General features: G+C 50.0%; 26 protein-coding genes and 1 pseudogene. All 27 read left to right on the forward strand.

Annotated elements, in window-relative coordinates:
- Window positions 1-31: 31 nt before the first annotated feature.
- The 27 genes and pseudogenes from ACHHV8_RS11425 to ACHHV8_RS11555 all read left to right on the forward strand — a co-directional run bounded on the left by ACHHV8_RS11425 (window position 32) and on the right by ACHHV8_RS11555 (window position 22,909).
- Window positions 32-679 (forward strand): flagellar biosynthetic protein FliO, encoded by a 648-nt coding sequence (locus ACHHV8_RS11425; RefSeq protein WP_395158379.1) that lies wholly within the window; start codon window positions 32-34, stop codon window positions 677-679.
- Window positions 676-1,437 (forward strand): flagellar type III secretion system pore protein FliP, encoded by a 762-nt coding sequence (gene fliP / locus ACHHV8_RS11430; RefSeq protein WP_395158380.1) that lies wholly within the window; start codon window positions 676-678, stop codon window positions 1,435-1,437. The genes ACHHV8_RS11425 and fliP overlap by 4 nt, the downstream gene beginning before the upstream one ends.
- A 34-nt stretch (window positions 1,438-1,471) precedes the next feature.
- Window positions 1,472-1,741 carry a flagellar biosynthesis protein FliQ gene (gene fliQ / locus ACHHV8_RS11435; RefSeq protein WP_395158381.1) on the forward strand — a complete coding sequence of 90 codons (270 nt, stop codon included), beginning with the start codon at window positions 1,472-1,474 and terminating at the stop codon, window positions 1,739-1,741.
- An 11-nt stretch (window positions 1,742-1,752) separates the two neighbouring features.
- Window positions 1,753-2,532: a flagellar biosynthetic protein FliR gene (gene fliR, locus ACHHV8_RS11440; RefSeq protein ID WP_395158382.1), complete on the forward strand. Its 780-nt coding sequence runs from the start codon at window positions 1,753-1,755 to the stop codon at window positions 2,530-2,532.
- A 48-nt stretch (window positions 2,533-2,580) separates the two neighbouring features.
- Complete coding sequence (gene flhB, locus ACHHV8_RS11445; RefSeq protein ID WP_395163475.1) at window positions 2,581-3,639, forward strand: flagellar biosynthesis protein FlhB; 1,059 nt, start codon at window positions 2,581-2,583, stop codon at window positions 3,637-3,639.
- An 18-nt stretch (window positions 3,640-3,657) separates the two neighbouring features.
- Window positions 3,658-5,692, forward strand: a pseudogene (flhA, locus tag ACHHV8_RS11450) (flagellar biosynthesis protein FlhA).
- Complete coding sequence (locus tag ACHHV8_RS11455; RefSeq protein WP_395158383.1) at window positions 5,689-6,453, forward strand: flagellar biosynthesis protein FlhF; 765 nt, start codon at window positions 5,689-5,691, stop codon at window positions 6,451-6,453. The pseudogene flhA and the gene ACHHV8_RS11455 overlap by 4 nt, the downstream one beginning before the upstream one ends.
- 38 nt (window positions 6,454-6,491) lie before the next feature.
- Window positions 6,492-6,998 carry a flagellar biosynthesis protein FlhF gene (locus tag ACHHV8_RS11460; RefSeq protein WP_395158384.1) on the forward strand — a complete coding sequence of 169 codons (507 nt, stop codon included), beginning with the start codon at window positions 6,492-6,494 and terminating at the stop codon, window positions 6,996-6,998.
- A gap of 5 nt (window positions 6,999-7,003) precedes the next feature.
- Window positions 7,004-7,906: a MinD/ParA family protein gene (locus ACHHV8_RS11465; RefSeq protein ID WP_395158385.1), complete on the forward strand. Its 903-nt coding sequence runs from the start codon at window positions 7,004-7,006 to the stop codon at window positions 7,904-7,906.
- Window positions 7,907-7,950: 44 nt separating this feature from the next.
- Window positions 7,951-9,084, forward strand: a complete 1,134-nt coding sequence (locus ACHHV8_RS11470; RefSeq protein WP_395163476.1) for a protein-glutamate methylesterase/protein-glutamine glutaminase — start codon at window positions 7,951-7,953, stop codon at window positions 9,082-9,084.
- Between the two features lie 51 nt (window positions 9,085-9,135).
- On the forward strand, window positions 9,136-11,199 hold the full coding sequence (locus ACHHV8_RS11475; protein WP_395158386.1) for a chemotaxis protein CheW: 2,064 nt from the start codon (window positions 9,136-9,138) through the stop codon (window positions 11,197-11,199).
- Window positions 11,200-11,228: 29 nt separating this feature from the next.
- A complete protein-coding gene (locus ACHHV8_RS11480; protein ID WP_395158387.1) occupies window positions 11,229-11,690 on the forward strand; it encodes a chemotaxis protein CheW in 462 nt (153 codons plus the stop codon).
- A 38-nt stretch (window positions 11,691-11,728) separates the two neighbouring features.
- The gene (locus ACHHV8_RS11485; protein WP_395163477.1) at window positions 11,729-12,316 is read left to right on the forward strand and encodes a chemotaxis protein CheC; all 588 of its coding nucleotides are present in this window, start codon (window positions 11,729-11,731) and stop codon (window positions 12,314-12,316) included.
- Entirely contained in the window at window positions 12,313-12,807 is a 495-nt protein-coding gene (locus ACHHV8_RS11490) for a chemotaxis protein CheD (protein WP_395158388.1), read from the forward strand. The genes ACHHV8_RS11485 and ACHHV8_RS11490 overlap by 4 nt, the downstream gene beginning before the upstream one ends.
- Before the next feature lie 3 nt (window positions 12,808-12,810).
- Window positions 12,811-13,236, forward strand: a complete 426-nt coding sequence (locus ACHHV8_RS11495; RefSeq protein ID WP_395158389.1) for a hypothetical protein — start codon at window positions 12,811-12,813, stop codon at window positions 13,234-13,236.
- 18 nt (window positions 13,237-13,254) lie between these two features.
- On the forward strand, window positions 13,255-14,040 hold the full coding sequence (locus ACHHV8_RS11500) for a FliA/WhiG family RNA polymerase sigma factor (protein WP_395158390.1): 786 nt from the start codon (window positions 13,255-13,257) through the stop codon (window positions 14,038-14,040).
- A gap of 21 nt (window positions 14,041-14,061) precedes the next feature.
- Window positions 14,062-15,468, forward strand: a complete 1,407-nt coding sequence (locus tag ACHHV8_RS11505; RefSeq protein WP_395158391.1) for a flagellar assembly protein A — start codon at window positions 14,062-14,064, stop codon at window positions 15,466-15,468.
- Window positions 15,469-15,491: 23 nt separating this feature from the next.
- Entirely contained in the window at window positions 15,492-15,821 is a 330-nt protein-coding gene (locus ACHHV8_RS11510) for a hypothetical protein (RefSeq protein ID WP_395158392.1), read from the forward strand.
- A 49-nt stretch (window positions 15,822-15,870) separates the two neighbouring features.
- Window positions 15,871-16,461 carry a DUF6115 domain-containing protein gene (locus ACHHV8_RS11515; protein ID WP_395158393.1) on the forward strand — a complete coding sequence of 197 codons (591 nt, stop codon included), beginning with the start codon at window positions 15,871-15,873 and terminating at the stop codon, window positions 16,459-16,461.
- The gene (locus ACHHV8_RS11520; RefSeq protein ID WP_395158394.1) at window positions 16,451-16,960 is read left to right on the forward strand and encodes a hypothetical protein; all 510 of its coding nucleotides are present in this window, start codon (window positions 16,451-16,453) and stop codon (window positions 16,958-16,960) included. Before ACHHV8_RS11515 ends, ACHHV8_RS11520 begins: the two co-directional genes overlap by 11 nt.
- 211 nt (window positions 16,961-17,171) lie before the next feature.
- Window positions 17,172-17,870 carry a 30S ribosomal protein S2 gene (rpsB, locus tag ACHHV8_RS11525; protein WP_395158395.1) on the forward strand — a complete coding sequence of 233 codons (699 nt, stop codon included), beginning with the start codon at window positions 17,172-17,174 and terminating at the stop codon, window positions 17,868-17,870.
- Between the two features lie 95 nt (window positions 17,871-17,965).
- Complete coding sequence (tsf, locus tag ACHHV8_RS11530; RefSeq protein WP_395158396.1) at window positions 17,966-18,616, forward strand: translation elongation factor Ts; 651 nt, start codon at window positions 17,966-17,968, stop codon at window positions 18,614-18,616.
- Window positions 18,617-18,808: 192 nt separating this feature from the next.
- The gene (gene pyrH, locus ACHHV8_RS11535) at window positions 18,809-19,534 is read left to right on the forward strand and encodes a UMP kinase (RefSeq protein ID WP_395158397.1); all 726 of its coding nucleotides are present in this window, start codon (window positions 18,809-18,811) and stop codon (window positions 19,532-19,534) included.
- Between the two features lie 2 nt (window positions 19,535-19,536).
- Window positions 19,537-20,091 carry a ribosome recycling factor gene (gene frr / locus ACHHV8_RS11540; protein WP_395158398.1) on the forward strand — a complete coding sequence of 185 codons (555 nt, stop codon included), beginning with the start codon at window positions 19,537-19,539 and terminating at the stop codon, window positions 20,089-20,091.
- 59 nt (window positions 20,092-20,150) lie between these two features.
- Entirely contained in the window at window positions 20,151-20,921 is a 771-nt protein-coding gene (locus ACHHV8_RS11545) for an undecaprenyl pyrophosphate synthase (RefSeq protein ID WP_395158399.1), read from the forward strand.
- 26 nt (window positions 20,922-20,947) lie between these two features.
- Window positions 20,948-21,748, forward strand: a complete 801-nt coding sequence (locus ACHHV8_RS11550) for a phosphatidate cytidylyltransferase (RefSeq protein ID WP_395158400.1) — start codon at window positions 20,948-20,950, stop codon at window positions 21,746-21,748.
- Window positions 21,749-21,766: 18 nt separating this feature from the next.
- A complete protein-coding gene (locus ACHHV8_RS11555) occupies window positions 21,767-22,909 on the forward strand; it encodes a 1-deoxy-D-xylulose-5-phosphate reductoisomerase (protein WP_395158401.1) in 1,143 nt (380 codons plus the stop codon).
- Window positions 22,910-23,028: the final 119 nt, after the last annotated feature.

The raw sequence follows: 23,028 nt of genomic DNA on the forward strand, positions 1-23,028 counted from the left end.
TCGGGGAGAGTCTACACCGGAAGGAATGTGAATGTTGAAAAGACTCGCAACCAGGTTGACTTCACTGCTTGTCATGGGCATGCTTCAAATCGCCGGTTTCTCGATAGTTTGCTACGGGGAACCCGGCTCTCCTTTGGAGGAGAGCACGAAGGAAACGGCCGATTTGCCGTATGCTAATGCGAGCTCGGGCGATACGTTCTGGATGATATTGAAGGTTATTTTCTTCCTCTTACTTATTATCGGATTATTTCTTCTCATAATTAAGGTTCTTGCGCAAAAAAACAAATGGAGCTCCGGACGTTCCTTGCGCTCGCTGGGTGGACTGCCTCTGGGTCAGAACAAATCGATTCAGGTAGTAGAAATCGGACGGTCTCTCTATATTGTGGGAGTAGGCGAGAACATCCAGCTGTTGGAGAAGATCGATAATGAGGAAGAAGTGGCCTATCTTGCGGAAATGCTCGCATCGAATCATTCGCTCAACGGGGCAGGATTCCAAACCGTCGGCGGATGGCTGAAGCAGCTGTTGAAGAAAAAAGATGATCCTGAAGAAACAGACATTACGGATTCGTTCCAGCAAGTATTCCAACATAAGATGCAGCAATTGTCCGACCGCAAAAAAATGATGGACGAACTCCGAATGGATGAGAATAACACAGATCGGTTGAATGATAAGCCATGAAATGGAAAGTATTTGCGTATTCGTTCCTGCTGTTGGGCGCAGCTGCGGCCCTGTGTTCCGCACAGGCTTATGCGGCTGACCCCATCCCTGGCATTAATATTGATATTGGCAGCTCCGGGAGTACCGCAGGGGCGTCCAATACCATCAATATTATACTGCTGTTGACAATTTTGAGTATTGCTCCGGCCATTCTCGTCCTGATGACCAGCTTTACCAGAATTATTATCGTACTTGGCTTTGTGCGGACTTCCTTGGGAACGCAGCAAATGCCGCCGAATCAGGTTTTGGTCGGGTTGGCCTTATTTTTAACCTTTTTCATTATGGCTCCTACGCTTGGGGACATAAATCAGAATGCGCTGCAGCCTTATCTTCAAGGCCAGATGACGCAAACCGCCGCTTTGGATAAAGCGTCCGTCACAATCAAGCAATTTATGTTTCAGCATACAAGACAAAAGGACTTAAAGCTGTTCCTGGATTATTCCAAGGCCGCCCCGCCAAGCGGAGTGGAGGATACACCGCTGACCGCGCTGGTTCCGGCTTATGCTATCAGCGAATTGAAGACGGCGTTTCAGATGGGATTTATGATTTTCATTCCGTTTTTGGTCATTGATATGGTTGTATCCAGTACCCTGATGGCCATGGGGATGATGATGCTGCCGCCCGTCATGATTTCGCTGCCATTCAAAATTTTATTGTTCATTCTGGTGGATGGCTGGTATTTAGTAGTCAGATCGCTGCTGCTAAGCTATAACACGTGAATCATACTAGAGACCATGCAGGAGGAGAAAAAACGTGGGTTCGGAGTTTGTCATTCGTTTGGCCGGAGAGGCTGTCTATACGGTTCTTAAGGCCAGTGCCCCGATGCTGATCCTTGCCTTGGTGGTAGGTTTAATTATAAGCATCTTTCAAGCGACAACGCAAATTCAAGAGCAGACCTTGGCCTTTGTGCCTAAAATTGTGGTGGTGCTGCTGGCCATTCTCATTTTCGGGCCATGGATTTTAACGACACTGGTTGATTTTACGTATAACTTGTTAAATAACCTGTATAAATTTATCGGCTAGGCTGTGAGTCAATGGATGTTTTAACCCAATTTCTTCCTGGTTTTATGCTTTACTTTTGTCGTATCGCCTCGTTTTTTGTCGTGGCTCCGGTCTTTTCGGCCAAGAACGTTCCGGCGCAGTTCAAGATCGGCATTGCTTTTTTTGTTACGCTGATGGCTTTTACGATCGTGGGCAATTCGGAGCCTATTCCGATGAATGCCTTGTATCTGCTGTCTGTCATTCGTGAAATATTGGTCGGCTTGGTCTTGGGCTTCATCGCCTATTTGTTTTTCACGGCTGTCCAAATTGCGGGAGCGTTCATTGATATTCAAATGGGGTTTGGAATTGCGAACGTGATCGACCCGATGACGGGGGCTTCAAGCCCGGTGCTGGGTAACTTTAAGTATGTTATCGCTACATTGCTGTTTCTTGCTTTTAACGGCCACCATTTGTTATTGAAGGCGATCATGGAAAGCTATGAATGGATTCCGCTTTCGAACGATTTATTTGCGAGATTGTACAGCGGCCAAATCGCCCAGTTTATGGTCAAAACGTTTTCCACGGTTTTTTCCTTGGGCTTTCAGCTATCGGCCCCTTTGATTGCAGCGTTTTTCTTGACGGATGTAGGCTTGGGCCTGCTAGCGAGAGTGGCGCCGCAATTTAATATTTTTGTGATCGGGATGCCGCTGAAAGTGCTGATCGGATTTATGCTGCTGATTCTGCTGTTTCCCGGCTATGAATTTATATTCAAGGATTTGTTCGGGACCATGCTGAACTCTATGCAGCAATTTATTGGTTTGTTTACAGGTTAACCGGGAGGACTCGATGTGGACCGTTTTCGCTTAAAGCTGGATTTGCAAATGTTTTCCGGAGAAAAGACGGAACCGGCCAGCCCGAAGAAGCGGCAGGAATCCAGGCAAAAAGGGCAAGTTGCCAAAAGCATGGAGCTGCCTGCAGCGTTCATTTTATTTTTCACCTTTTTATCCTTTATGATTTTCGGCGGTTATATGAAAGAGCACTTGATGCAGCTATTCCGCTCCGTATTTTACGATTACCTGCTGTGGGATTTGACGATTGAGAATGTTACCGTGCTGCTCAAAACTTTGTTCGTGCAAAGTATGCTGCTGATGATTCCGATTTTTCTCGTGACTATGGTTGTTGCAGTTTTCAGCAATTACTTGCAGATCGGTTTCTTGTTTACGGGCGACCCGTTAATGATGAAATTCAGTAAGTTGAATCCGATTGAAGGCGCCAAAAAAATCTTTTCCATGCGGACCTTGGTGGACTTCGGTAAATCGGTACTCAAGATGTCGATGATCGGCTATGTGGTCTATTCCTCCCTCTGGGGCGAGAAAAGCCATCTGCTGGACCTGGCCAGTCTGCCGCTCGAAAATGTGTTTTTGTTCACCGCATCCGTAACGCTGAAGCTCGGAATTAAGATCGGTCTCGTGCTGATTGTACTGGCCATCTTCGATTACATGTTTCAAAAGTATGAATTTGAGAAAAGCATCCGGATGTCCAAGCAGGACATCAAGGACGAGTACAAGAAAACGGAGGGCGATCCTCTGATTAAAGGAAAAATACGCGAGAAGCAGCGCAGAATGGCGCTTCAGCGTATGATGCAGGAAGTTCCGAAGGCGGACGTCATTATAACGAACCCGACGCACTTTGCCGTAGCGATCAAGTACGATGCGAAGAACATGCAGGCGCCGACCGTCATCGCTAAAGGAACGGATTACATGGCTCTGAAGATTAAGCAAATCGCGAAGGAGCACAGTATTATTACGATGGAAAATAAGCCTTTGGCCCGTGCGCTATATGCCGAGGTGGAGATTGGCGACGCCATTCCCGCCGAAATGTTTCAAGCGGTAGCCGAAGTTTTGGCATATGTTTACAAAATGAAGGGTAAAGCCAATTAAGAAAGGAGGACATCGGCAATGAGAGTAAAAGATTTGGTTGTGCTGATAGGGATCATCGGCATTATCTTGATGATGGTGGTACCTGTTCCGATATGGTTGTTGGATGTCCTGTTAATAATTAACATTTCCATCGCTTTGATGATCATTCTGGTCGGGATGAATACGCAGGACGCTTTGCAGTTTTCGATCTTCCCTTCCTTATTATTGATTACGACCTTATTTCGTCTGGCTTTGAACGTATCCACTACCCGGAATATTCTTGCCAATGCGGAAGCCGGCAATGTGGTCAAAACCTTTGGTTCCTTCGTTGCCCAGGGGAACATTGTCGTGGGTTTCGTCGTATTTATCATCTTGGTTCTGGTGCAGTTTATCGTCATTACCAAAGGTTCTGAGCGCGTTGCCGAGGTAGCGGCCCGTTTTACATTGGATGCGATGCCTGGTAAGCAAATGAGTATCGATGCGGATTTAAACGCAGGTCTTATCAATGAGCATCAGGCGAAAGAGCGCCGTGAGAAAATTTCCAAAGAGGCCGATTTTTACGGGGCGATGGACGGTGCCAGTAAATTCGTCAAAGGGGATGCGATTGCAGGGATTATTATCCTCATCATTAACATTCTCGGCGGGTTAATCATCGGTATGACGATGAAAGGCATGTCCGTCTCCGAAGCGGGACAGATTTACTCGATCCTGACGATCGGCGACGGCTTGGTCAGCCAAATCCCGGCGCTGCTCATTTCGACGGCCGCTGGCTTAATTGTAACGAGAGCTTCCTCCGAAGGGAACTTGGCTCATGATTTGACCAGTCAAATCCTATCCTATCCGAAGCTGCTCTACATCGTGGCGGGAACCATTACGGTGCTCGGTATTTTTACGCCGATTCATTTGATGACGACGCTGCCGATTGCGGCTTTGCTAGCTTATGCGGCGATGAAGATGCAGCAAAATCTCGTCCGCAAGCAGGAGCAGGAGGATCAGCTGGAGGAGGAGCAGCAAATAGAAGAAGTGCGCAGTCCGGAAAGTGTCATCAGTTTGCTGCAGGTGGATCCTATCGAATTCGAATTCGGCTACGGACTGATTCCGCTGGCCGATACGCAGCAGGGCGGCGATTTGCTTGACCGCATCATTCTGATCCGCAGACAATGCGCATTGGAGCTGGGGCTGGTCGTGCCCGTCATTCGGATTCGCGATAACATCCAGCTGAAGCCGAATGAATATGTGATCAAAATCAAAGGCAACATGGTTGCCCGCGGTGATCTGCTGTTAAACCATTACTTGGCGATGAGTCCTGGCATCGAGGATGATTCCATTACCGGGATCGATACGCTGGAACCGGCCTTCGGGCTGCCGGCGCTGTGGATTGACGAGGCGATGAAGGAGCGCGCAGAGCTGTCGGGTTATACGGTGGTCGATCCGCCGTCCGTTGTGGCGACTCATTTGACCGAAGTCATCAAGCGCCATGCGCATGAGCTGCTGGGCCGTCAGGAAACGCGCGCGCTCGTCGAAAATGTCAAGGAAAGCTATCCGGCTCTTGTGGACGAGCTCATTCCGAGCGTACTGTCCATCGGAGATGTACAGAAGGTGCTGGTGAAGCTGCTGCGGGAGAAAATTTCGATCCGCGACCTGGTGACCATCATGGAAACGCTGGCTGATTACGGAACCTATACGAAAGATCCGGAAATATTAACGGAATATGTAAGACAAGCGTTATCCCGTCAAATTACACAGCAGTTCGCCTCCACGGGAGACTCGCTGAAGGTAATCACCGTCGGGCCGACGCTGGAGAAGAAGATTGCGGAGTCGGTGCAGCAGTCCGATCAGGGCAGCTATCTGGCGCTGGACAGCTTCTTCTACGCAAATGATCTATCAGCGGTTGTCCGACCAAGTGACGAAGCTGCTGCAATCCGGCCTGCAGCCGGTTGTGCTGACCTCGCCGACGATACGTATGTATCTGCGCCAGCTGCTGGAGCGTACGATGCAGGATATCCCTGTACTATCCTACAGCGAGCTTGAGCCTAACGTTGAAATTCAAAGCATGGGGGTCGTTAATCTATGAGGGTAAAACGCTACGTGGTAGATACCATGCCCGACGCCTTGCAAAAAATCCGCTCCGATCTGGGAAAAGACGCGGTCATTTTAAATACGAAAGAAATTCGATCCGGCGGTTTTCTCGGCATGTTCTCCAAGAAGCGGATCGAAGTAATAGCTGCGACGGATGCTTCAGCGCCTCCGCCGCCGAAGCCGTCCGCGTCGGCTGGCGCTCAGCCCGCACCAAGGCCTGGTGCGGGAACGGTACAGCCCGCTTCGCAGCAGCTGTTCAGCGCGTACACGAGGCCGCACCCGCCGTCCGAAGGACGGACAGAGCCTAAGGCTGCGGAGCAGCTTTCCTTCCCTGAGGTGCCCGATGTGCTTCCGGCGCCGCAGGCACCGAAGCCGCAGCCGGCACCCAAAGCGGCGGAAGCGGCGCCCGCTTCCCAACCGCCCGCCGAGCCGATGCGGGAGGATGCCGTTCTGGCGGAGCTGAAGCAGATGAAAACGTATATGCAGAAGCTGTCCGCTCATTCGCTTCAGCCGGCGATGCCGGACCCGGTTATCGAGCGCTTGAAGGAGCGGCTTGCCGGACAGGAGCTGAATGCTCAGCTGATCGAGGAGCTGTGCGCGAAGCTGACGGAGGAAGCGGACGGCGAGGCTTTGACGGAGGAGCAGGCACGGGGTTTGGCCAAAGACCATTTACTGGACTATTTCCCAATAAGAAGCGGTAAAGCTATTGCGGGGAACACCAAGGTCGTTCACTTCGTCGTGCTCCGACCGGCGTAGGGAAGACAACGACGATTGCGAAGCTGGCGGCGGAGCAGGTGCTGAAATATCACCGCAAGGTAGGCTTTATTACTTCGGATACCTACCGGATCGCGGCTGTTGAGCAGCTGAGAACTTATGCTACGATTCTCAACGTTCCGCTGGAGGTCGTGTTCTCTCCCCAGGACTTGCCGAAGGCCTTCGAGCAGCTGAAGGACCGGGACATTATTTTCATGGATACGGCGGGACGCAATTTCCGTAACGAGATGTACGTGTCCGAATTAAATTCCCTTCTGCATGCAGGCGGGAAGAGCGAGACCTTCCTTGTATTGAGTCTGACCACGAAATATAAGGATATGAAGGCGATTGCGGACAATTTTTCCAAGTTCAAGCTGGATAAAGTCTTGTTTACCAAAATGGACGAGACGGATTCCTACGGTGCCGTAGTCAATCTCGTACACGATTTTCAGCTGCAGCTGTCCTATGTGACGAATGGCCAAAGCGTACCCGATGATATTTCCGAGTTGTCCGAGCAGCACATCGTGGATCTCTTGTTGGGGGGATAGCGGCAATGAACGATCAGGCGCAAGGGCTGAGGAATTTAATCCTCAATCGAAAACAGAATGCCGGCCAAGAGCCGATATCGTCGGTGCCGCAGACAAGAACCACCCAAATTTTAACGGTTACGAGCGGTAAGGGTGGAGTTGGCAAATCCAACTTCACATTGAATTTTGCGTTAGCTTTGCAAAAACGGGGGTATAAGGTGCTGGTATTCGATGCCGATATCGGATTAGCGAATATCGACGTCTTAATGGGGATTACAGCCAAATACAATTTGTATCATTTGTTAAAGAAAGAAAAAAGCATTTGGGATATTATCCAGAAAGGTCCGCATGATCTGCAATTTATTGCCGGCGGCAGCGGGTTTCATGATTTAATCCGGCTGACGGACGGCCAACTGGACGATTTTGCCCATCAGGTCAAGCTGTTGAACGGTACGGTGGATTATATCATTTTTGATACCGGTGCCGGTTTGTCCAAAGAAACGTTAAAGTTCATTCTGGCGGCCGAGGAAACGATCGTAGTCACGACGCCGGAGCCGACATCGATTACCGATGCTTACGCTATTATCAAAATGATTCATGCCATGAGCGCCGACGTAAAGTTCAAGCTGGTGGTGAACCGGGTGACCGACAGCAAGGAAGGCAAACAAACTGCAGACAAAATCAGCATGGTGGCCCAGAAATTTCTCCAGCTGGATATTCCGGTACTCGGTTATGTGGCGGACGACAGCAGTGTTTCGAGGGCTGTGAAGAAGCAAGTGCCGTTTACGGTGGAATTTCCTAACAGTGCGGCATCGAAATCGATCGCGGGCCTTGCGGATCACTTTCTTGCACGGCATAGTCCGAATCCAAGGTCGGAATCGGCTGTGGAAGGGTTTATGAGCCGTATGATACGCTTACTGAAATCGTAAGCATCCTCGTACCAACAAACCTAGACAGCCTGGAGGAGAATATGATGAAATCTTACGACGTGTTGGTTGTCGACGATTCGATATTTATGCGGAAAATTATTTCTGATTTTATATCGGAAGATGCGTCATTCCGCGTTGTGGCTACAGCCAAAAACGGCAGGGAAGCGATTGAGCTTGTCAAGAAGCTGAAGCCTCATGTGGTGACGATGGATATTGAAATGCCTGAAATGAATGGTCTGGATGCTTTGAAGATCATCATGAAGGAACAGCCTACCCCGGTCATTATGCTCAGCAGCCTGACGCAGGACGGGGCAAGAGAAACGATCACAGCTTTAGAGAGAGGGGCCGTCGATTTCGTAGGGAAGCCGTCGGGCTCCATCTCGCTGGATTTACATAAAGTGAAGGCGATGCTTCTGGAGAAGCTGCATATGGCGGTAAAAACCAATATAGCCAAATTTGCGGCACGTCCTTCCGGCACGCTCTCCCCAATGAAGAACTCTCCGGCGGCAGGTTTGCCAAGCAGCGGGCTGCAGCAGCGGCGGCAGGAGGCTCCACCGTCTCCGGTCTTTCCCGCAACCGATCCGCAAACGTCCGGGAAGGTTACCCAATTGGTTGCGATAGGAACCTCAACGGGGGGCCCGCGGGCGCTGCATCAGGTGATGTCGAACATGCCGCCGAATTTTCCGGCTCCGGTCGTGATCGTGCAGCATATGCCGCCGAATTTCACCAAATCGCTCGCCCAGCGGCTGAATTCCGTATCTCCCTTGACGGTGGTCGAGGCGGAGGACGGGATGGTGCTGAAGAACGGGACGGCGTACATCGCTCCAGGCGGGTACCATATGATGGTAGCCCGCAATGGCCCCGGGGCGTATCGTATATACATAAACAAGGACGAGCCGAGAGGGGGCCATCGGCCGTCGGTGGATGTTTTGTTCGAATCGCTGCTTCCTTTAAAGGAATTGAAGCGTCATATTGTGATTATGACAGGGATGGGGGCTGATGGCGCCAAAGGCATGCGGGCGTTGAGACAAGCAGGGGCCGTTACGACGATAGCGGAATCGGAAGAAACCTGCATTGTGTACGGTATGCCGAGAGCGGCTGTAGAGCTTGATGGTGTGATGCATGTAGTGCCGCAGCAGGACATTGCCGCGAAGTTGGCGCAGGCCGTAGTCACTTAGCCTGGCTAAAGCAAGAAGAGGGATGGATTACATTGACGGAGGTGCATAGTTGTGGAACTAAATCAATATCTATCGATGTTTATTGATGAATCCAGAGAACATCTGCAGGCTATGAACGACAACTTGTTAAGCTTGGAAAGCAGCCCGGAGGACGTAAGTATCGTACATAATATTTTCCGTTCGGCACATACGCTCAAAGGGATGTCGGCTACGATGGGCTTTGAAGATCTGGCTTCCTTGACGCATGAGATGGAAAATGTGCTGGACTTGGTCCGGAATCATAAGTTGAAGATGGATTCCTTTATTTTTGACTGGATCTTCAAGAGTCTGGATGCCCTGGAAGCCATGGTGGAGGACATTATTCAGGGCGGAACCGGTAAGCTGGATGTAACGGCCATCGTTGCGGCACTGAAATCGATTGTCAGCGGCGATTATTTGAAGGGCGGGGCGGCTGCGGCCGAATCAGGATCGGCGTCCGCTAAGCAGGGGGCTGCCAAGGAACCGCTGCTGGATGAGTTTCAGCTCTCCATTATTCAACAATCGATTGAAGCGGGCATGATGGTATGTCTGATCGAGGTTTCGGTCCGGGAGGACTGTGTGTTGAAGGCCGCAAGGGCTTATATGGTATTTAATGCGCTTGAGCAGCACGGCGAGGTCATTAAATCAACGCCTTCCGTAGAGGATATCGAGCAGGAGCGGTTTGACCGTTCGTTCTCCGTATTTTTCGTTTCGGGTACGGATAAGGAAACTTTGGAGAAGCAAGTCTCCAGCGTTTCGGAGATCGAAAAAGCGACGGTTACTTTGGTCGATCAAGCCAAGCTGGACGAGCTCATGAACCCGCCGGCCGCTCCGGCGCAGCAGGAAGTAGCCGCCGCCTCGGCAGTGGCGGAAGCGCCGCCGGAACCGGCGAAGCCGGCTTCTCAAGCCGAAGCGAAAAAGCCTGCGGCAGGCAATGCGCCCGTATCCAACCGGACAATCCGCGTAGATATCGAGCGTTTGGATACGCTGATGAACCTGTTCAGCGAGCTGCTGATCGACAGGGTTCGGCTGGAACAGCTGGCAAGCGAAGTGAAGCGCAGCGACTTGACGGAAACGGTCGAGCATATGACGCGCGTAAGCAGCGACCTGCAGAACATCGTGCTCAAGCTTCGGATGGTTCCGATCGATACGGTATTCAACCGCTTCCCGCGGATGATCCGCGACGTCGCCAAGACGTTGGATAAAAAGGTAGATCTCGTCATCACCGGGGCGGACACGGAATTGGACCGTACGGTTATCGATGAAATCGGGGATCCGCTGGTTCATCTGCTTCGCAACTCGGTCGACCACGGAGTTGAGCCGAGAGCCGACAGGATCGAAGCCGGCAAGTCGGAGACCGGAACGATCAATCTACGGGCCTACCACAGCGGGAACCATGTTTTTATTGAGATTGAGGATGACGGCCGCGGGATCAACCGCGACAAGGTATTGAGTATCGCAATGAAAAACGGCATCGTCACGCAGGATCAAGCGTCGAAAATGTCAGACGAAGAAGTATATCTGCTCTTATTCGCCTCCGGCTTTAGCACGGCGGATAAAATTTCGGATATTTCCGGGCGCGGTGTGGGCCTGGACGTTGTCAAAACCAAGATCGAGAGCCTTGGCGGCGTGGTAGAGGTGAGCTCGAAATGGGGAAAAGGCTCGAAATTTTCCGTACAGCTGCCCTTGACGCTGTCCATTATATCGGCGATGCTGATTCGCTTGAGTCAGGAGAAATATGCGATTCCTTTGTCTTCTATTGTAGAGACGTCCGCAATCAAAACCGATCAAGTCCGCGTCGTGCACGGAAATCCGATGATTCATTACCGGAATTCGGTGATCCCGTTAGTTTCCTTAGGAAAACTGTTTGATGTGCCGAATACGGAAGATGCAACGGAAGGCGAAATTCAAATCGTCGTCATCCGTAAAGGCGAGAAGCTTGCAGCTCTCATCGTAGACGAATTTATCGGGCAGCAGGAAATTGTCTTAAAATCGCTCGGGAAGTACTTGACGAACCTATTTGCGGTTTCCGGCGCTACCATACTGGGAGACGGTCAGGTCGCTTTAATTATCGATACCAACGCTCTGATTAAGTAAATACATGGATTAAGAGGAGGCACGTACCTATGGGAGAAGAAGTGAAAGTTATCGTATTTGCTTTGGCACATGAGGAGTATGGCGTCGAGGTGGAAAAGGTTCGCACGATTGAACGGATGCAGCCGATGACCCGCGTACCGAAAACACCGGAGTTTGTGAAAGGAGTCATTAACCTTCGCGGCGTCGTTACGCCGGTGATCGATCTCCGCGGCCGGTTCGGTTTTCCGGAGAGCGAATATACCGACAACACGCGCATCATTATCGTTGCCGTGAAAGATATCGAGGTCGGCCTAATCGTTGACTCGGCTAATGACGTCATTGATGTCGATACGGATTGCATCGACGATCCGCCGGAAATCGTAGGGGGGATCAAGGCGAAATATTTGCGGGGCATCGCCAAGATCACAGACGAGCGGCTGCTCATTTTGTTAAATCTCGAAGAGGTCTTGAATAAAAGCGAAATTATTCAACTAGAAAGCTTAGAGGAGTAGACCCTGTGGAATTATTTCATCGATTCGCCGATTTTCAAATGGATGTACTGAAAGAAGTAGGAAATATCGGTGCGGGTCATGCGGCTACCGCATTATCCAAGCTGCTGGATAAACCGGTTGATATGCTTGTTCCGAAGGTGCGGATGGTCGAATTCGAGGAAATTGCCGATAGTGTCGGAGGCGCCGAACAGGTCGTTATTGCGATTTTTCTTAGGGTGGAAGGCGAAACGCCGGGCAATTTATTTTTCATTCTGACGCTGGATTCCGCAAAGAAATTGCTGCGTAATCTGGTTGGAATCGAGGTTGTCGACGACGAGCACTACTCGGAAATGGAAATTTCCGCTTTGAACGAGATCGGCAATATTTTGGCGGGCTCCTACTTGTCTTCTCTGGCCGACTTTACCCAGCTGTATATGTCCCCGACAGTCCCGTCGCTGGCCATGGATATGGCTGGGGCAATCTTGAGCTATGGTCTTCTCCAATTCGGTCAAATGGGAGACCATGCTCTTCTTATCGATACGAAATTTTTGGACGGAAACGAAGAGGTGGAGGGTCACTTTTTCCTTATTCCCGATCCGGAATCGTTCGATAAGATTTTTGCCGCTCTTGGTGTGGGGGACGCATGATCCAAGACCAATATATAAAGGTAGGCATGGCGGATCTGAATGTGGCGCACTTGACCGGCGTACTTAAGACAACCGGATTAGGCTCATGCGTAGGACTGACTTTATATGATTCGAAAGCGAAAGTGGCCGGCATGGCGCACGTGATGCTTCCTAATTCCGAAATTGCCCGTGAAGGCAGTCTCAATATAGCCAAATATGCCGATACCGCTATCCCTGAGCTGGTCCGCAGGATGGAATCGCTCGGCGCTTTCGTGAGGCGGATGGAAGCCAAAATGGCCGGAGGCGCACAAATGTTCGCCTTTGCCGGCAATTCGGATACGATGCGGATCGGTCCGAGAAATGTGGAGTCATGCAAGGATATGCTGGAGCGGTACGGCATTCCGCTGCGGGCGGAGGATACCGGCGGCAGCTATGGAAGAACGGTTGAATTCGATTGCGATAACGGCATTCTCCTTATTCGAAGCGTTCAGCAGGGAGTGAAGGAACTGTAGCTTATGATGGGTACAATCAGATGGAATCTTATAATCGGACTGTTATCCTTTGTCATTACCTTTATCGGGTCGATTAGTCATAACATTTGGACGACGACATTGCTGCGAAGCTTTTATAGTTTTATCATTTTGTTTTTGCTTGTCTATTTGTTCCGCTGGATACTTGGAACGATGGCAGGGTTCAACAAATTAGCCGTAACCGACGCACAGCAGGATTCAGCAGAAGAGAACAAGGGAACGGCGCTGGATGTATCTACACCTGATGAAGAAGCGGTCTTGCATCAAATGCTTAAGGATTCGCTTGATCCGAATGCAGCTGCTGCGAGACCCGGCTTTTCCCCATTGAATCCCCCTAAGTTATCGACGAGGGGCAATGCCGCGGATCCGGGAGAATTGGCTCAAGCTGTACGTCGTATGACGGAAGAATAAGGGTGGTGACAACCGGTCATGATTCAACAAAAGTCGCATTTATCCAATATGGACGTTTGGAAGCAGTGGAAGGAAGACGGGTTGATTTCAGCCAAGCAGTCCTTGATCGAGACATATTTGCCTCTGGTAGACTATGTCTCGAACCGGCTTTCTATCGGCTTGCCCAAGAATGTGGCCAAAGAGGATTTGAATAGCTTCGGCATTATGGGTCTTATTGACGCGATTGAGAAATTTGATTATCAGCGTGGCTTGCAATTTGAAACGTATGCTTCCTGGCGTATCCGGGGAGCTATCATTGACGGTTTGCGTCAAGGGGACTGGGTGCCCCGTTCCATTAGGGAGAAATCGAAAAAAATTGAAGATGCCTACCAGAAGCTGGAACAGCAGTATTTGAGATCCGTCACCGATACGGAAATCAGCGCTTATCTTCAGGTAAGCGAGGCGGAGTTTCAACAAATGGTGCAGGAACTTGCTGTCACAACTGTGTGTTCTATTGACGATCCAATTCGAGAAGAAGATGCTGAGACGCGGCTTTCCTTATTGATTGACGAAAAAGCCAAGAATCCTGAATATAAAGTAAACGAGTTCTATTTGAAAGAAACATTAGCCAAAGCCATCGAAAGATTGACGGAAAAAGAACGGACGGTCGTTTCGCTGTTTTATTTCGAAGAATTGTCCTTAAGTGAAATTGCGGAAGTGATGGCTCTCTCGCCCTCCCGCATTTCACAGCTGCACTCCAAAGCGATTCTGCGTCTTCGCGGGGCATTAACCCGGCACAAAGCGCAGCTGTTCGAAGAATTTTAATCTTAGAAAGTGGGGGGCATAATGAGCAATCAGACAATGCCTTTGAGTTACTACGTAGAAATCGTTCTATCGGATGACAAGCTTAGCGCGTTCTTGCAGTTCAAGAACAGTGAAGACGGATTAACGTTTACCTTGTCTCAGCTGGAAGAAGTTCTCGCGTCCTATCAAATTGTGCATGGGGTCGACCGCAGTAAATTGGAAGACATCATTAAAACGCCTCATGCGTATTTTTTCGGTCAAACGCTCATTGCTCTTGGAACCCCGCCGGTTCCGGGACAGGACGGCCAAATAAAACTCATGCATGATCTTAACACGGATACCAAAAAGCCCTCCGAGCTCGAAGACGGAACGGTCGATTTCCGCCAAGTTACTTCTATTAATAATGTCCGCAAAGGTCAGATTATTGCAAGGAGGCTCCCACCTACACCGGGAATTCCGGGCAGAGCGGTTACTGGAGAGGCGCTTGCCGCCAAGGATGGCAAAGAGGTGCGGCTGAAGATCGGTAAAAATGTCGTTGCCGATCCGGAGCAGACCGGGCTGTATGCCGCAATAGACGGCATGGTTACCAAGACGGAACGCGACAAGCTGAATGTGTTCCCGGTTTTTGAGGTCAATGGAGATGTGGACTACAGCGTAGGGAACATTGATTTTGTCGGAACGGTCGTTATTCGCGGCAACGTCCTTACAGGGTTTAAAATCAAATGCTCCGGCGATATCCGGGTGACAGGCAGCGTCGAGGGGGCGGATCTGGATGCGGAAGGCTCCATTGAAATTAGCGCCGGGGTACTGGGTCATAATAAAGGCGTAATCAAAGCGGGGAAGCGTGTCAAAAGCTCTTTTATCCAGGATGCGACGGTCATCGCAGAGGAGGTGCTTGTGTCGCAAAGCATTATGCACTCCAATGTGCGCGCTGTCAAAAGCATCACGTGTAAAGGCACGAAAGGATTGATTGTAGGCGGAATCATTCAAGCCGGAGATACTGTAACGGCACGAACCGTCGGCAATTCGATGTCTACCGCTACGGTGATCGAAGTTGGTGTCGTTCCCGAGCTTCGAAATGAGCTGAACCAGCTTCGACTTCAGCTGAGAGCTATGAGAGAAGGGATGGACAAAACCGAGAAAGCGTTAGCCATTCTGGATCAGCTGGCGGCGGCAGGCAGCCTGACACCCGACAAGATGGAGATGCGCGTGAAGCTGAACCGGACCAAGAAGCAATCGATTGAAGAGCAGAGCGCCATGAGGGAGCGCGTGCTGGAAATCGAGAAGTCATTGGAAGATTCGGAGAAAGCGAAGGTCGAGGTCGTTTCGACGATATACAGCGGCGTCAAAATTGTCATCGGCCGCTATACGAAATTTATTAAAGATCCGATTTCCCACGTGAGGTTCCAATTGGCTGACGGGGATGTCGCCATGTTTCCGCTCCAGTAACTCTATAGAGAGGGAGGATGTTCATGAGCTTGAAACCGGTAGAGCTGCAGTTCGCCTTGCATAAAAACGAGGAAGCGGGCTTGAAGCAAAATCAGTTGAATCATAAACCGGTAGAGGATCAGGCCCATTTGGCGGATGCCTCCATGAAGCAGGCGGAACGGCAGAGACAGTCATTGGCCAAGCCCGATCCCTCCAATCAGGCTGGCATCCGCGATCACAACAAGGAATCCGCTTCCAAACGGGACGGAAGGAAAGGAAGAACGTCAGCTTCTTCGTCAGCGTCCGATCAACCCGGGCTCGCGGATCGGCGGGATCACCCTTTTAAAGGAAAGCATATCGATCTGACGATGTAACAGGAACGCCTTCGCAAAGAACAATATTTGAGAAACTGGGTGAATCGTTTTGGATCAACCTTGGGTATACATTGTTTTATTCGGGCTGGTATTCATCGTGTATGCCAAAATCATGCCTAAGTCGGCTGCAGAGAAAGATCGGCAGGCGGCGCCTTCTATTCATGAAATAGAAGAAACGATGGAGCATTTTGCCGCAGAGCTCGAAGATCAGAATCGTGTGCTTCTGGAGCAGCTCGCCGGTACGAAGAAGGAATACGAGCAGCAAATTGCACAGCTGGGAGCACAGGTAAGCAAGCTGGAGGCCGAACAGGGCCCTATCCATCAGGAGCTGGCGAAGCTGTATACTATAACGGAGGAGCTTCAAAAGCAATCGCTTCTTCATCAGACGGAGATGACAACCGCTCCATCCGCCCATTCTACTTCGAAAATAACGGCCGGGGCCGTTGAACATACGCAAGAGGAAGCCGTTCCCCCACCGGCGGAAGCTATGAATATGAAGTCCAGGTATGCAGAGCTGTTCCAGCTGTACGATCAAGGCAAATCAACCGATGTGATAGCCAAAAAGCTAAACATGACCAAGGGCGAGGTCAGTCTCATCGTCCAGCTGGCCAAGCAGGAGGACAAGCTGCATGCTCAATAAAAAATCGTTGCTGTACGGCCTGGGCAGCGGCCTCATTGCCGGTGCGGTGCTGCTGCAGCTGATGAACGTCGCCAAGCCCGCTCCGCTGCCTTCGTCTCCGCCAGGCTCCGTTTCGGTGGATGAGATGAATGCCCAGCAGCTGAAGCAGGCGGCTTCCATTTACTATCAGGTATATGAGAAGGATCAAAAGCTGTACACCCAGGCACAGGTGGATACGCTCGTACAGCAGAAGGTGAAGGAAGAACGGGATAAGCAGCCTGCGGCTCCCGCACAGCCTGCGCAGGAACCCGCAAAGGAAACGTATATTTTGATTACCAAAGGGATGACAGCGGGCAATGTGGCGGATCTGCTGCTGCAAAGCGGCGTGATTGCCGACCGTCAGGCATTTGAGGACGCGATGGCCGCACAAGGCTTGAATGATAAGATTGTGGCGGGCGTCCATGTTTTTAAAGGGGCTCAGGATGTCAATCAGGTGCTTGGGAACTTGACAAGCCAATAAGAAAAGTCGGACTATTGCAAGAAAAGTCCGGCTTTTGTTCTTTCGTGGGAAAATGTTGCATACACTATTGAGTTGTGGTATATTAATTGACGGTGTTAAAACGCACGCTAATCAATTCGCATAATGGTGCTTCGAAATTGGGAGTTTTATGTCGAAGATGCGACTAGCGGAGGAGACCCACAAAAAACCAATTTAGAGGAGGTGTGTGAAGATGGCAGTAATCTCCATGAAGCAGCTTTTGGAAGCTGGGGTACACTTCGGTCATCAAACCCGTCGTTGGAATCCGAAAATGGATCGTTACATCTTCACTGAAAGAAACGGAATTTATATTATCGACCTGCAAAAAACGGTCAAAAAGGTAGAAGAGGCTTACAACTTTGTGAAGTCCGTTGCTGAAGAAAACGGCACACTTTTGTTCGTAGGTACTAAGAAGCAAGCTCAAGATTCCGTTGCGGAAGAAGCAGAGCGTTGCGGCATGTACTACATCAACCAACGCTGGTTGGGTGGTACGCTGACGAACTTCCAAACGATTCAAAAACGTATCGATCGTTTGAAAACTTTGGAAAGATGGGAAGAGGACGGCACGTTCGAAGTTCTTCCTAAGAAAGAAGTCATTATTCTCCGCAAGGAAAAAGATCGTCTTGAGAAATTCCTTGGCGGGATTAAAAATATGAAGGGTCTTCCGAGCGCATTGTTCGTAATCGATCCTCGTAAAGAGCGTATTGCTGTTGCAGAAGCTCGCAAATTGGGTATCCCAATCGTTGGTATTGTAGATACTAACTGTGACCCGGATGAAATCGACTACGTTATCCCTGGTAACGACGATGCAATCCGTGCCGTGAAATTGCTGACAGCTAAAATTGCTGACGCAGTTATCGAAGCACACCAAGGTGAACAAACAACAGCTTAATTGCTGAATAGGAAAGGGTGGTTCAAAGGTGCAAAATCCTTTCACCGCCCTTTTTTTAGGGCTACATATTCCAAAATATAAGGAGGCCAACACAGATGGCGGTTAATGCAGCATCGGTTAAAGAATTGCGTGAAAGAACAGGAGCAGGTATGCTCGATTGCAAAAAAGCGTTGGAAGAAGCGAACGGCGATCTGACCAAAGCGGCTGACATCCTTCGTGAGAAAGGTTTGTCTGCAGCGGCTAACAAAGCAGGACGTATCGCTACGGAAGGCGTTGTAGAATCCTACATTCATGCCGGCGGCCGTATCGGCGTACTGGTTGAAGTAAACTGCGAAACGGATTTCGTTGGTAAAACGGATCAGTTCCGTGAATTCGTAAGAGACGTAGCTATGCAAATCGCGGCTGCAAGCCCGCTGTATGTTCGTCGTGAAGAAGTGCCTCAAGACGCTCTTGATAAAGAACGCGAAATTTTGACGGCTCAAGCTTTGAATGAAGGCAAACCGGCTAACATCGTTCAAAAAATGGTAGAAGGCCGCTTGGGCAAATACTACGAAGAGTACTGCTTGATGGAGCAGCCTTTCGTTAAAGATCCGGACAAAACCATCAGCCAATTGGTCAATGAAAAAGTGGCTACGATCGGTGAGAACATCACGATCCGCCGTTTTGCTCGCTTCGAGCTTGGCGAAGGTCTTGAGAAGAAACAAGAAAACTTCGCAGAAGAAGTTATGGCGCAAGTTAAAAAGTAATTCCATCCCACCGTTCGATGCGGGATGCTCCAATTATTGCACAACAAATGGGGGAGGCAAGCCGTTCGCGGCTGTTCTCGCCCTCTAAATACGGAAATAAAAACGTGGGAACACTTAGTGTTCCTTCTTTTTTAAGTCGAATAGATCGTACCATGAACATAACATAGCTGCTTTTGAACGGGGGTATTCAGTTTGGAACGTCCTATCTTTAAACGGGTCATATTGAAATTGAGCGGAGAAGCGTTAGCTGGACAGCAAGGATATGGCATTGATTCGGAAATGATCTCCTCCATTGCTCAACAGGTGAAGGAAGTTGTCGACTTGAACGTAGAAGTTGCGGTTGTCGTCGGCGGCGGTAACATCTGGAGAGGGATTGCGGGAAGTGCCAAAGGCATCGATCGCGCTACGGCGGATTACATGGGCATGCTGGCTACCGTCATGAATTCCTTGGCCCTGCAGGATGCGCTTGAAAGCATTGACGTGCCTACACGGGTTCAAACGTCGATTACTATGCAGCAGGTGGCAGAGCCGTACATTCGCCGCAGAGCGATCCGTCATTTGGAGAAGGGGCGCGTCGTTATTTTTGCGGCAGGCACAGGCAACCCTTACTTCTCCACGGATACAACCGCAGCGTTGAGAGCAGCCGAAATCGAAGCCGAAGTTATCCTGATGGCGAAAAATAAAGTGGACGGCGTGTACTCCGCAGATCCATTCAAGGATGCTTCCGCTGAAAAATTCGAAACACTGACTTACATGGAAGTGCTTAGCAAGAACCTGGGCGTTATGGACTCCACGGCATCGTCCCTATGTATGGACAACAATATTCCGCTAATCGTGTTCTCTATTACGGAGAGCGGCAATATTAAGCGTGTGGTGCTCGGGGAAAAAATCGGTACGATTGTAAAAGGGAGTGTATAATCATGCCACAAGCAATTAAGAAGAACGCAGAAGAACGTATGGAAAAAGCAATCGGTGCGCTCAAAAGAGAATTAGCAAGCCTGCGAGCCGGCAGAGCGGCACCTTCGCTGCTGGACCGGATTCAAGTCGAATATTACGGAGCCATGACGCCGATCAATCAATTGGCGAACATTAATACTCCGGATTCGCGCACCCTTATGATTCAGCCATGGGACAAAAGCTCGGTTTCCGCTATCGAGAAAGCGATCATGAAGTCGGATCTGGGGCTTACGCCATCCAACGACGGTTCCATGATTCGTATCGTGATTCCTGCCTTGACGGAAGAGCGCAGAGCCGAATTGGTCAAAATGACCAAAAAGTTCGGTGAAGAAGCGAAAGTAGCGATCCGCAATGTGCGCCGCGATGCGAACGACGAGATTAAGAAGCTTGAGAAAAACGGCATCTCCGAGGATGAATCCCGCGGTCATCAAGATGACATCCAGAAATACACCGACAAATATATTAGTGAAGTAGATAAGGTACTCGTGGCTAAAGAGAAAGAAATTATGGAAGTATAACCATAGAAGACCCCCTCTAGAAGGGGGCTTTTAGTCTTTCCTTACTGGAGGCAAAAGAAATGATACCTTTCAAGAAATGGTTTGGTGGCGGCAAGCCGCAACATGAGGAGCTTATTGCCGGTCTTGCTGCAGATAACATTCCGAACCATGTAGCGGTCATCATGGACGGCAACGGCCGGTGGGCCCAGAAGCGGGGACTGCCTCGAATCGCGGGGCATCACTCCGGTATGAAAAACGTAAAAAAGATCACCATGGCTGCGGATGCTATCGGAGTCAAGGTGCTTACGCTGTATGCTTTCTCTACGGAGAACTGGAAGCGTCCGAAAGAAGAAGTCGAGTATTTGATGAAGCTTCCGATGGAGTTTTTCCCCAAAGAGATTGAAGAGCTGATCGCCAACAATGTGCAGATCCGCATGACAGGCTGGCAGGAAGGGCTGCCGGACTATACGCTCAAAGCGATCCAGGACGCCATTGATCAAACTTCGCATAACACGGGTCTTATTCTCAATTTTGCGTTGAATTATGGAAGCCGCAGAGAAATGCTGTCGGGGGTCAAGAAGCTTGCGGAAGACCTTAAATCCGGAAAAGTAGACGAAAGTCAATTGGACGAAACATTATTCTCATCTTACCTGCTTACACACCCCTTGCCTGACCCGGACTTATTGATTCGTACCAGCGGCGAGCTGAGGATCAGCAACTTTTTGATGTGGCAGCTGGCCTATTCCGAACTCTGGTTCACAGAACTATGCTGGCCGGAATTTACAGAGCAGCATTTTTACGAGGCCATTCAGGAATATCAACGTCGAGCCCGGAGATATGGCGGTTTATAGAGGCAGCGGCACGGGAGGAATTCATTTTGAAGCAGCGAATTATTACGGGAGTTATCGCGGGGGCGGCCTTTTTTGTTTTATTGTATTTGGGCACGTATTGGTTTACCGCTTTAATTCTCCTTCTTTCCTTAATTGGAATGGATGAATTTTTACGCATGAACGGATTGAAGAAATTTAAGGCAACCTCTTTGATTGCTTATTTGGGTGTTGCAGGGCTCACCGTTCCATGGCGGGTCTCAAGTACATATTCCATCTTGACGATAGACCATTTGGCGTGGCTGTGCTTGTTTTTGTTGCTGTGCGTCACGGTCATTTCGAAAAATAAAGTAACCATTGATGAAGTGGCACTCGTGTTTATCGGTGTTGTTTATGTGGGAGTCGGGTTCCATTATATGATTGAAACCCGCATGATTGAAAATGGGGGGCTGTTTTGGACGGTGCTCGTCTTTTTTTGCATTTGGGCAACCGACTCCGGAGCCTACTTTACGGGTTCGGCTTTTGGCAAGCACCCGCTGTGGCCGACGATCAGTCCTAAGAAATCCATTGAAGGCGCTTTGGGCGGCGTAGTCATTTCCATTATTGTGGCTTGCTTGTTCTCCTTCTTTCGCCCGGACTTGCTGTCATGGAATCAGGCGGTTCTTCTTGGCCTATTAATAGCCGTAGTCGGACAAATGGGGGATTTAATGCAGTCGGCTTATAAACGGGTGAAAGGAATCAAGGATACGGGAACGATTCTTCCCGGACACGGGGGCGTATTGGATCGGGTAGACAGCTGGCTGATCGTGTTTCCGATGGTACATTTGTTATCCTTAATTCCCCATGCATAAAATCAGTTGAGGTGAAGCATGAAACGCATTGCCATATTAGGCTCGACAGGATCGATTGGTACGCAGACGCTGGATGTGATCGCTCATAATACGGAGCAGTACCAGGTAGAAGCGCTTGCTGGCGGATACAACATTTCACTGCTTGCGGAGCAAGCCCGCATATTCCGGCCCAAGGTAGTCTCGGTTGCGACGAAAGCGCTGGCCGAGGAGCTCTCTCAGGCGGTTCCAGAGGGAACGAAGGTATATCACGGGGAAGGGGGCTTGTTGGAGGCCGCTGCGGGTACGGAGGCGGACTTCGTGGTGACAGCTTTAGTCGGCAGCCAGGGCCTGCGCCCGACTCTCGCCGCTATTGAGGCAGGGAAAGACATCGGATTGGCAAATAAGGAAACGCTTGTCACGGCAGGTCACCTTGTAACCGAGCAGATAAAACGCCGCGGCGTTCGTGTGCTGCCTATCGACAGCGAGCATTCGGCTATTTTTCAATGCTTAAACGGCGAACAGATGAAAGACGTGCGCAAAATTACTTTGACCGCCTCCGGAGGCTCCTTCCGGGACCGGACGCGCAAGGAATTGGAGCATGTGACCGTTCAGGAAGCGCTGCAGCATCCGAACTGGTCCATGGGCGCCAAAATTACTATCGATTCGGCTACCATGGTCAACAAAGGGCTTGAAGTGATTGAGGCGTATTGGCTGTTCGGTAAGCCTTACTCCCAGATTGAAGTGCTTATTCATCCGGAGAGCATTATTCATTCCTTCGTTGAGTTTGCCGATTACAGCATCATTGCTCAGCTCGGCAACCCGGATATGCGGGTTCCGATTCAGTATGCGCTTACGTATCCCGATCGTCTGCCGACCCCGAGCCAGCCGTTGAACCTTGCGCAGATCGGGAAATTGCATTTTAGGGAAATGGATTACGAGCGGTTTCCCTGCCTGAAGATGGCCTTTGAGAGCGGACAGGCCGGAGGTACGGCTACGACGGTGTTCAATGCTGCGAATGAAGCGGCCGTGGATTTGTTCCTGAAAGGTCAAATTCGCTTCTTACAGATTGAAGACATCATTGCCGATGCATTGGATAAGCATGAGACGATAGCAGCACCGTCTTTGGAGCAAATTCTGGAAGCCGACCAGTGGGCGAGAAAGATGGCCTGCGCCCGTTTTTAAAATTTCTTGTTTTTCCTTAGCATGATTTGAAGGACAAGGTAATATGTTCATATCATGGCTCAGCTTGTATTCGCATCGTAATTAATGTTAATCTTATTACCAAGAAAGCAGGAGCCGTA

The sequence above is a fragment of the Paenibacillus sp. TAB_01 genome, from assembly GCF_043945595.1.
GTDB lineage: Bacteria > Bacillota > Bacilli > Paenibacillales > NBRC-103111 > Paenibacillus_S.

Bases quoted from the DNA above. Each gene is read 5' to 3' on its own strand.
- ACHHV8_RS11425 (WP_395158379.1), top strand. From the start codon at position 32: ATGTTGAAAAGACTCGCAACCAGGTTGACTTCACTGCTTGTCATGGGC.
- fliP (WP_395158380.1), top strand. From the start codon at position 676: ATGAAATGGAAAGTATTTGCGTATTCGTTCCTGCTGTTGGGCGCAGCT.
- fliR (WP_395158382.1), top strand. From the start codon at position 1,753: ATGGATGTTTTAACCCAATTTCTTCCTGGTTTTATGCTTTACTTTTGT.
- flhB (WP_395163475.1), top strand. From the start codon at position 2,581: ATGTTTTCCGGAGAAAAGACGGAACCGGCCAGCCCGAAGAAGCGGCAG.
- ACHHV8_RS11455 (WP_395158383.1), top strand. From the start codon at position 5,689: ATGAGGGTAAAACGCTACGTGGTAGATACCATGCCCGACGCCTTGCAA.
- ACHHV8_RS11465 (WP_395158385.1), top strand. From the start codon at position 7,004: ATGAACGATCAGGCGCAAGGGCTGAGGAATTTAATCCTCAATCGAAAA.
- ACHHV8_RS11470 (WP_395163476.1), top strand. From the start codon at position 7,951: ATGAAATCTTACGACGTGTTGGTTGTCGACGATTCGATATTTATGCGG.
- ACHHV8_RS11480 (WP_395158387.1), top strand. From the start codon at position 11,229: ATGGGAGAAGAAGTGAAAGTTATCGTATTTGCTTTGGCACATGAGGAG.
- ACHHV8_RS11485 (WP_395163477.1), top strand. From the start codon at position 11,729: ATGGATGTACTGAAAGAAGTAGGAAATATCGGTGCGGGTCATGCGGCT.
- ACHHV8_RS11490 (WP_395158388.1), top strand. From the start codon at position 12,313: ATGATCCAAGACCAATATATAAAGGTAGGCATGGCGGATCTGAATGTG.
- ACHHV8_RS11495 (WP_395158389.1), top strand. From the start codon at position 12,811: ATGATGGGTACAATCAGATGGAATCTTATAATCGGACTGTTATCCTTT.
- ACHHV8_RS11500 (WP_395158390.1), top strand. From the start codon at position 13,255: ATGATTCAACAAAAGTCGCATTTATCCAATATGGACGTTTGGAAGCAG.
- ACHHV8_RS11505 (WP_395158391.1), top strand. From the start codon at position 14,062: ATGAGCAATCAGACAATGCCTTTGAGTTACTACGTAGAAATCGTTCTA.
- ACHHV8_RS11510 (WP_395158392.1), top strand. From the start codon at position 15,492: ATGAGCTTGAAACCGGTAGAGCTGCAGTTCGCCTTGCATAAAAACGAG.
- ACHHV8_RS11520 (WP_395158394.1), top strand. From the start codon at position 16,451: ATGCTCAATAAAAAATCGTTGCTGTACGGCCTGGGCAGCGGCCTCATT.
- rpsB (WP_395158395.1), top strand. From the start codon at position 17,172: ATGGCAGTAATCTCCATGAAGCAGCTTTTGGAAGCTGGGGTACACTTC.
- tsf (WP_395158396.1), top strand. From the start codon at position 17,966: ATGGCGGTTAATGCAGCATCGGTTAAAGAATTGCGTGAAAGAACAGGA.
- frr (WP_395158398.1), top strand. From the start codon at position 19,537: ATGCCACAAGCAATTAAGAAGAACGCAGAAGAACGTATGGAAAAAGCA.
- ACHHV8_RS11545 (WP_395158399.1), top strand. From the start codon at position 20,151: ATGATACCTTTCAAGAAATGGTTTGGTGGCGGCAAGCCGCAACATGAG.
- ACHHV8_RS11555 (WP_395158401.1), top strand. From the start codon at position 21,767: ATGAAACGCATTGCCATATTAGGCTCGACAGGATCGATTGGTACGCAG.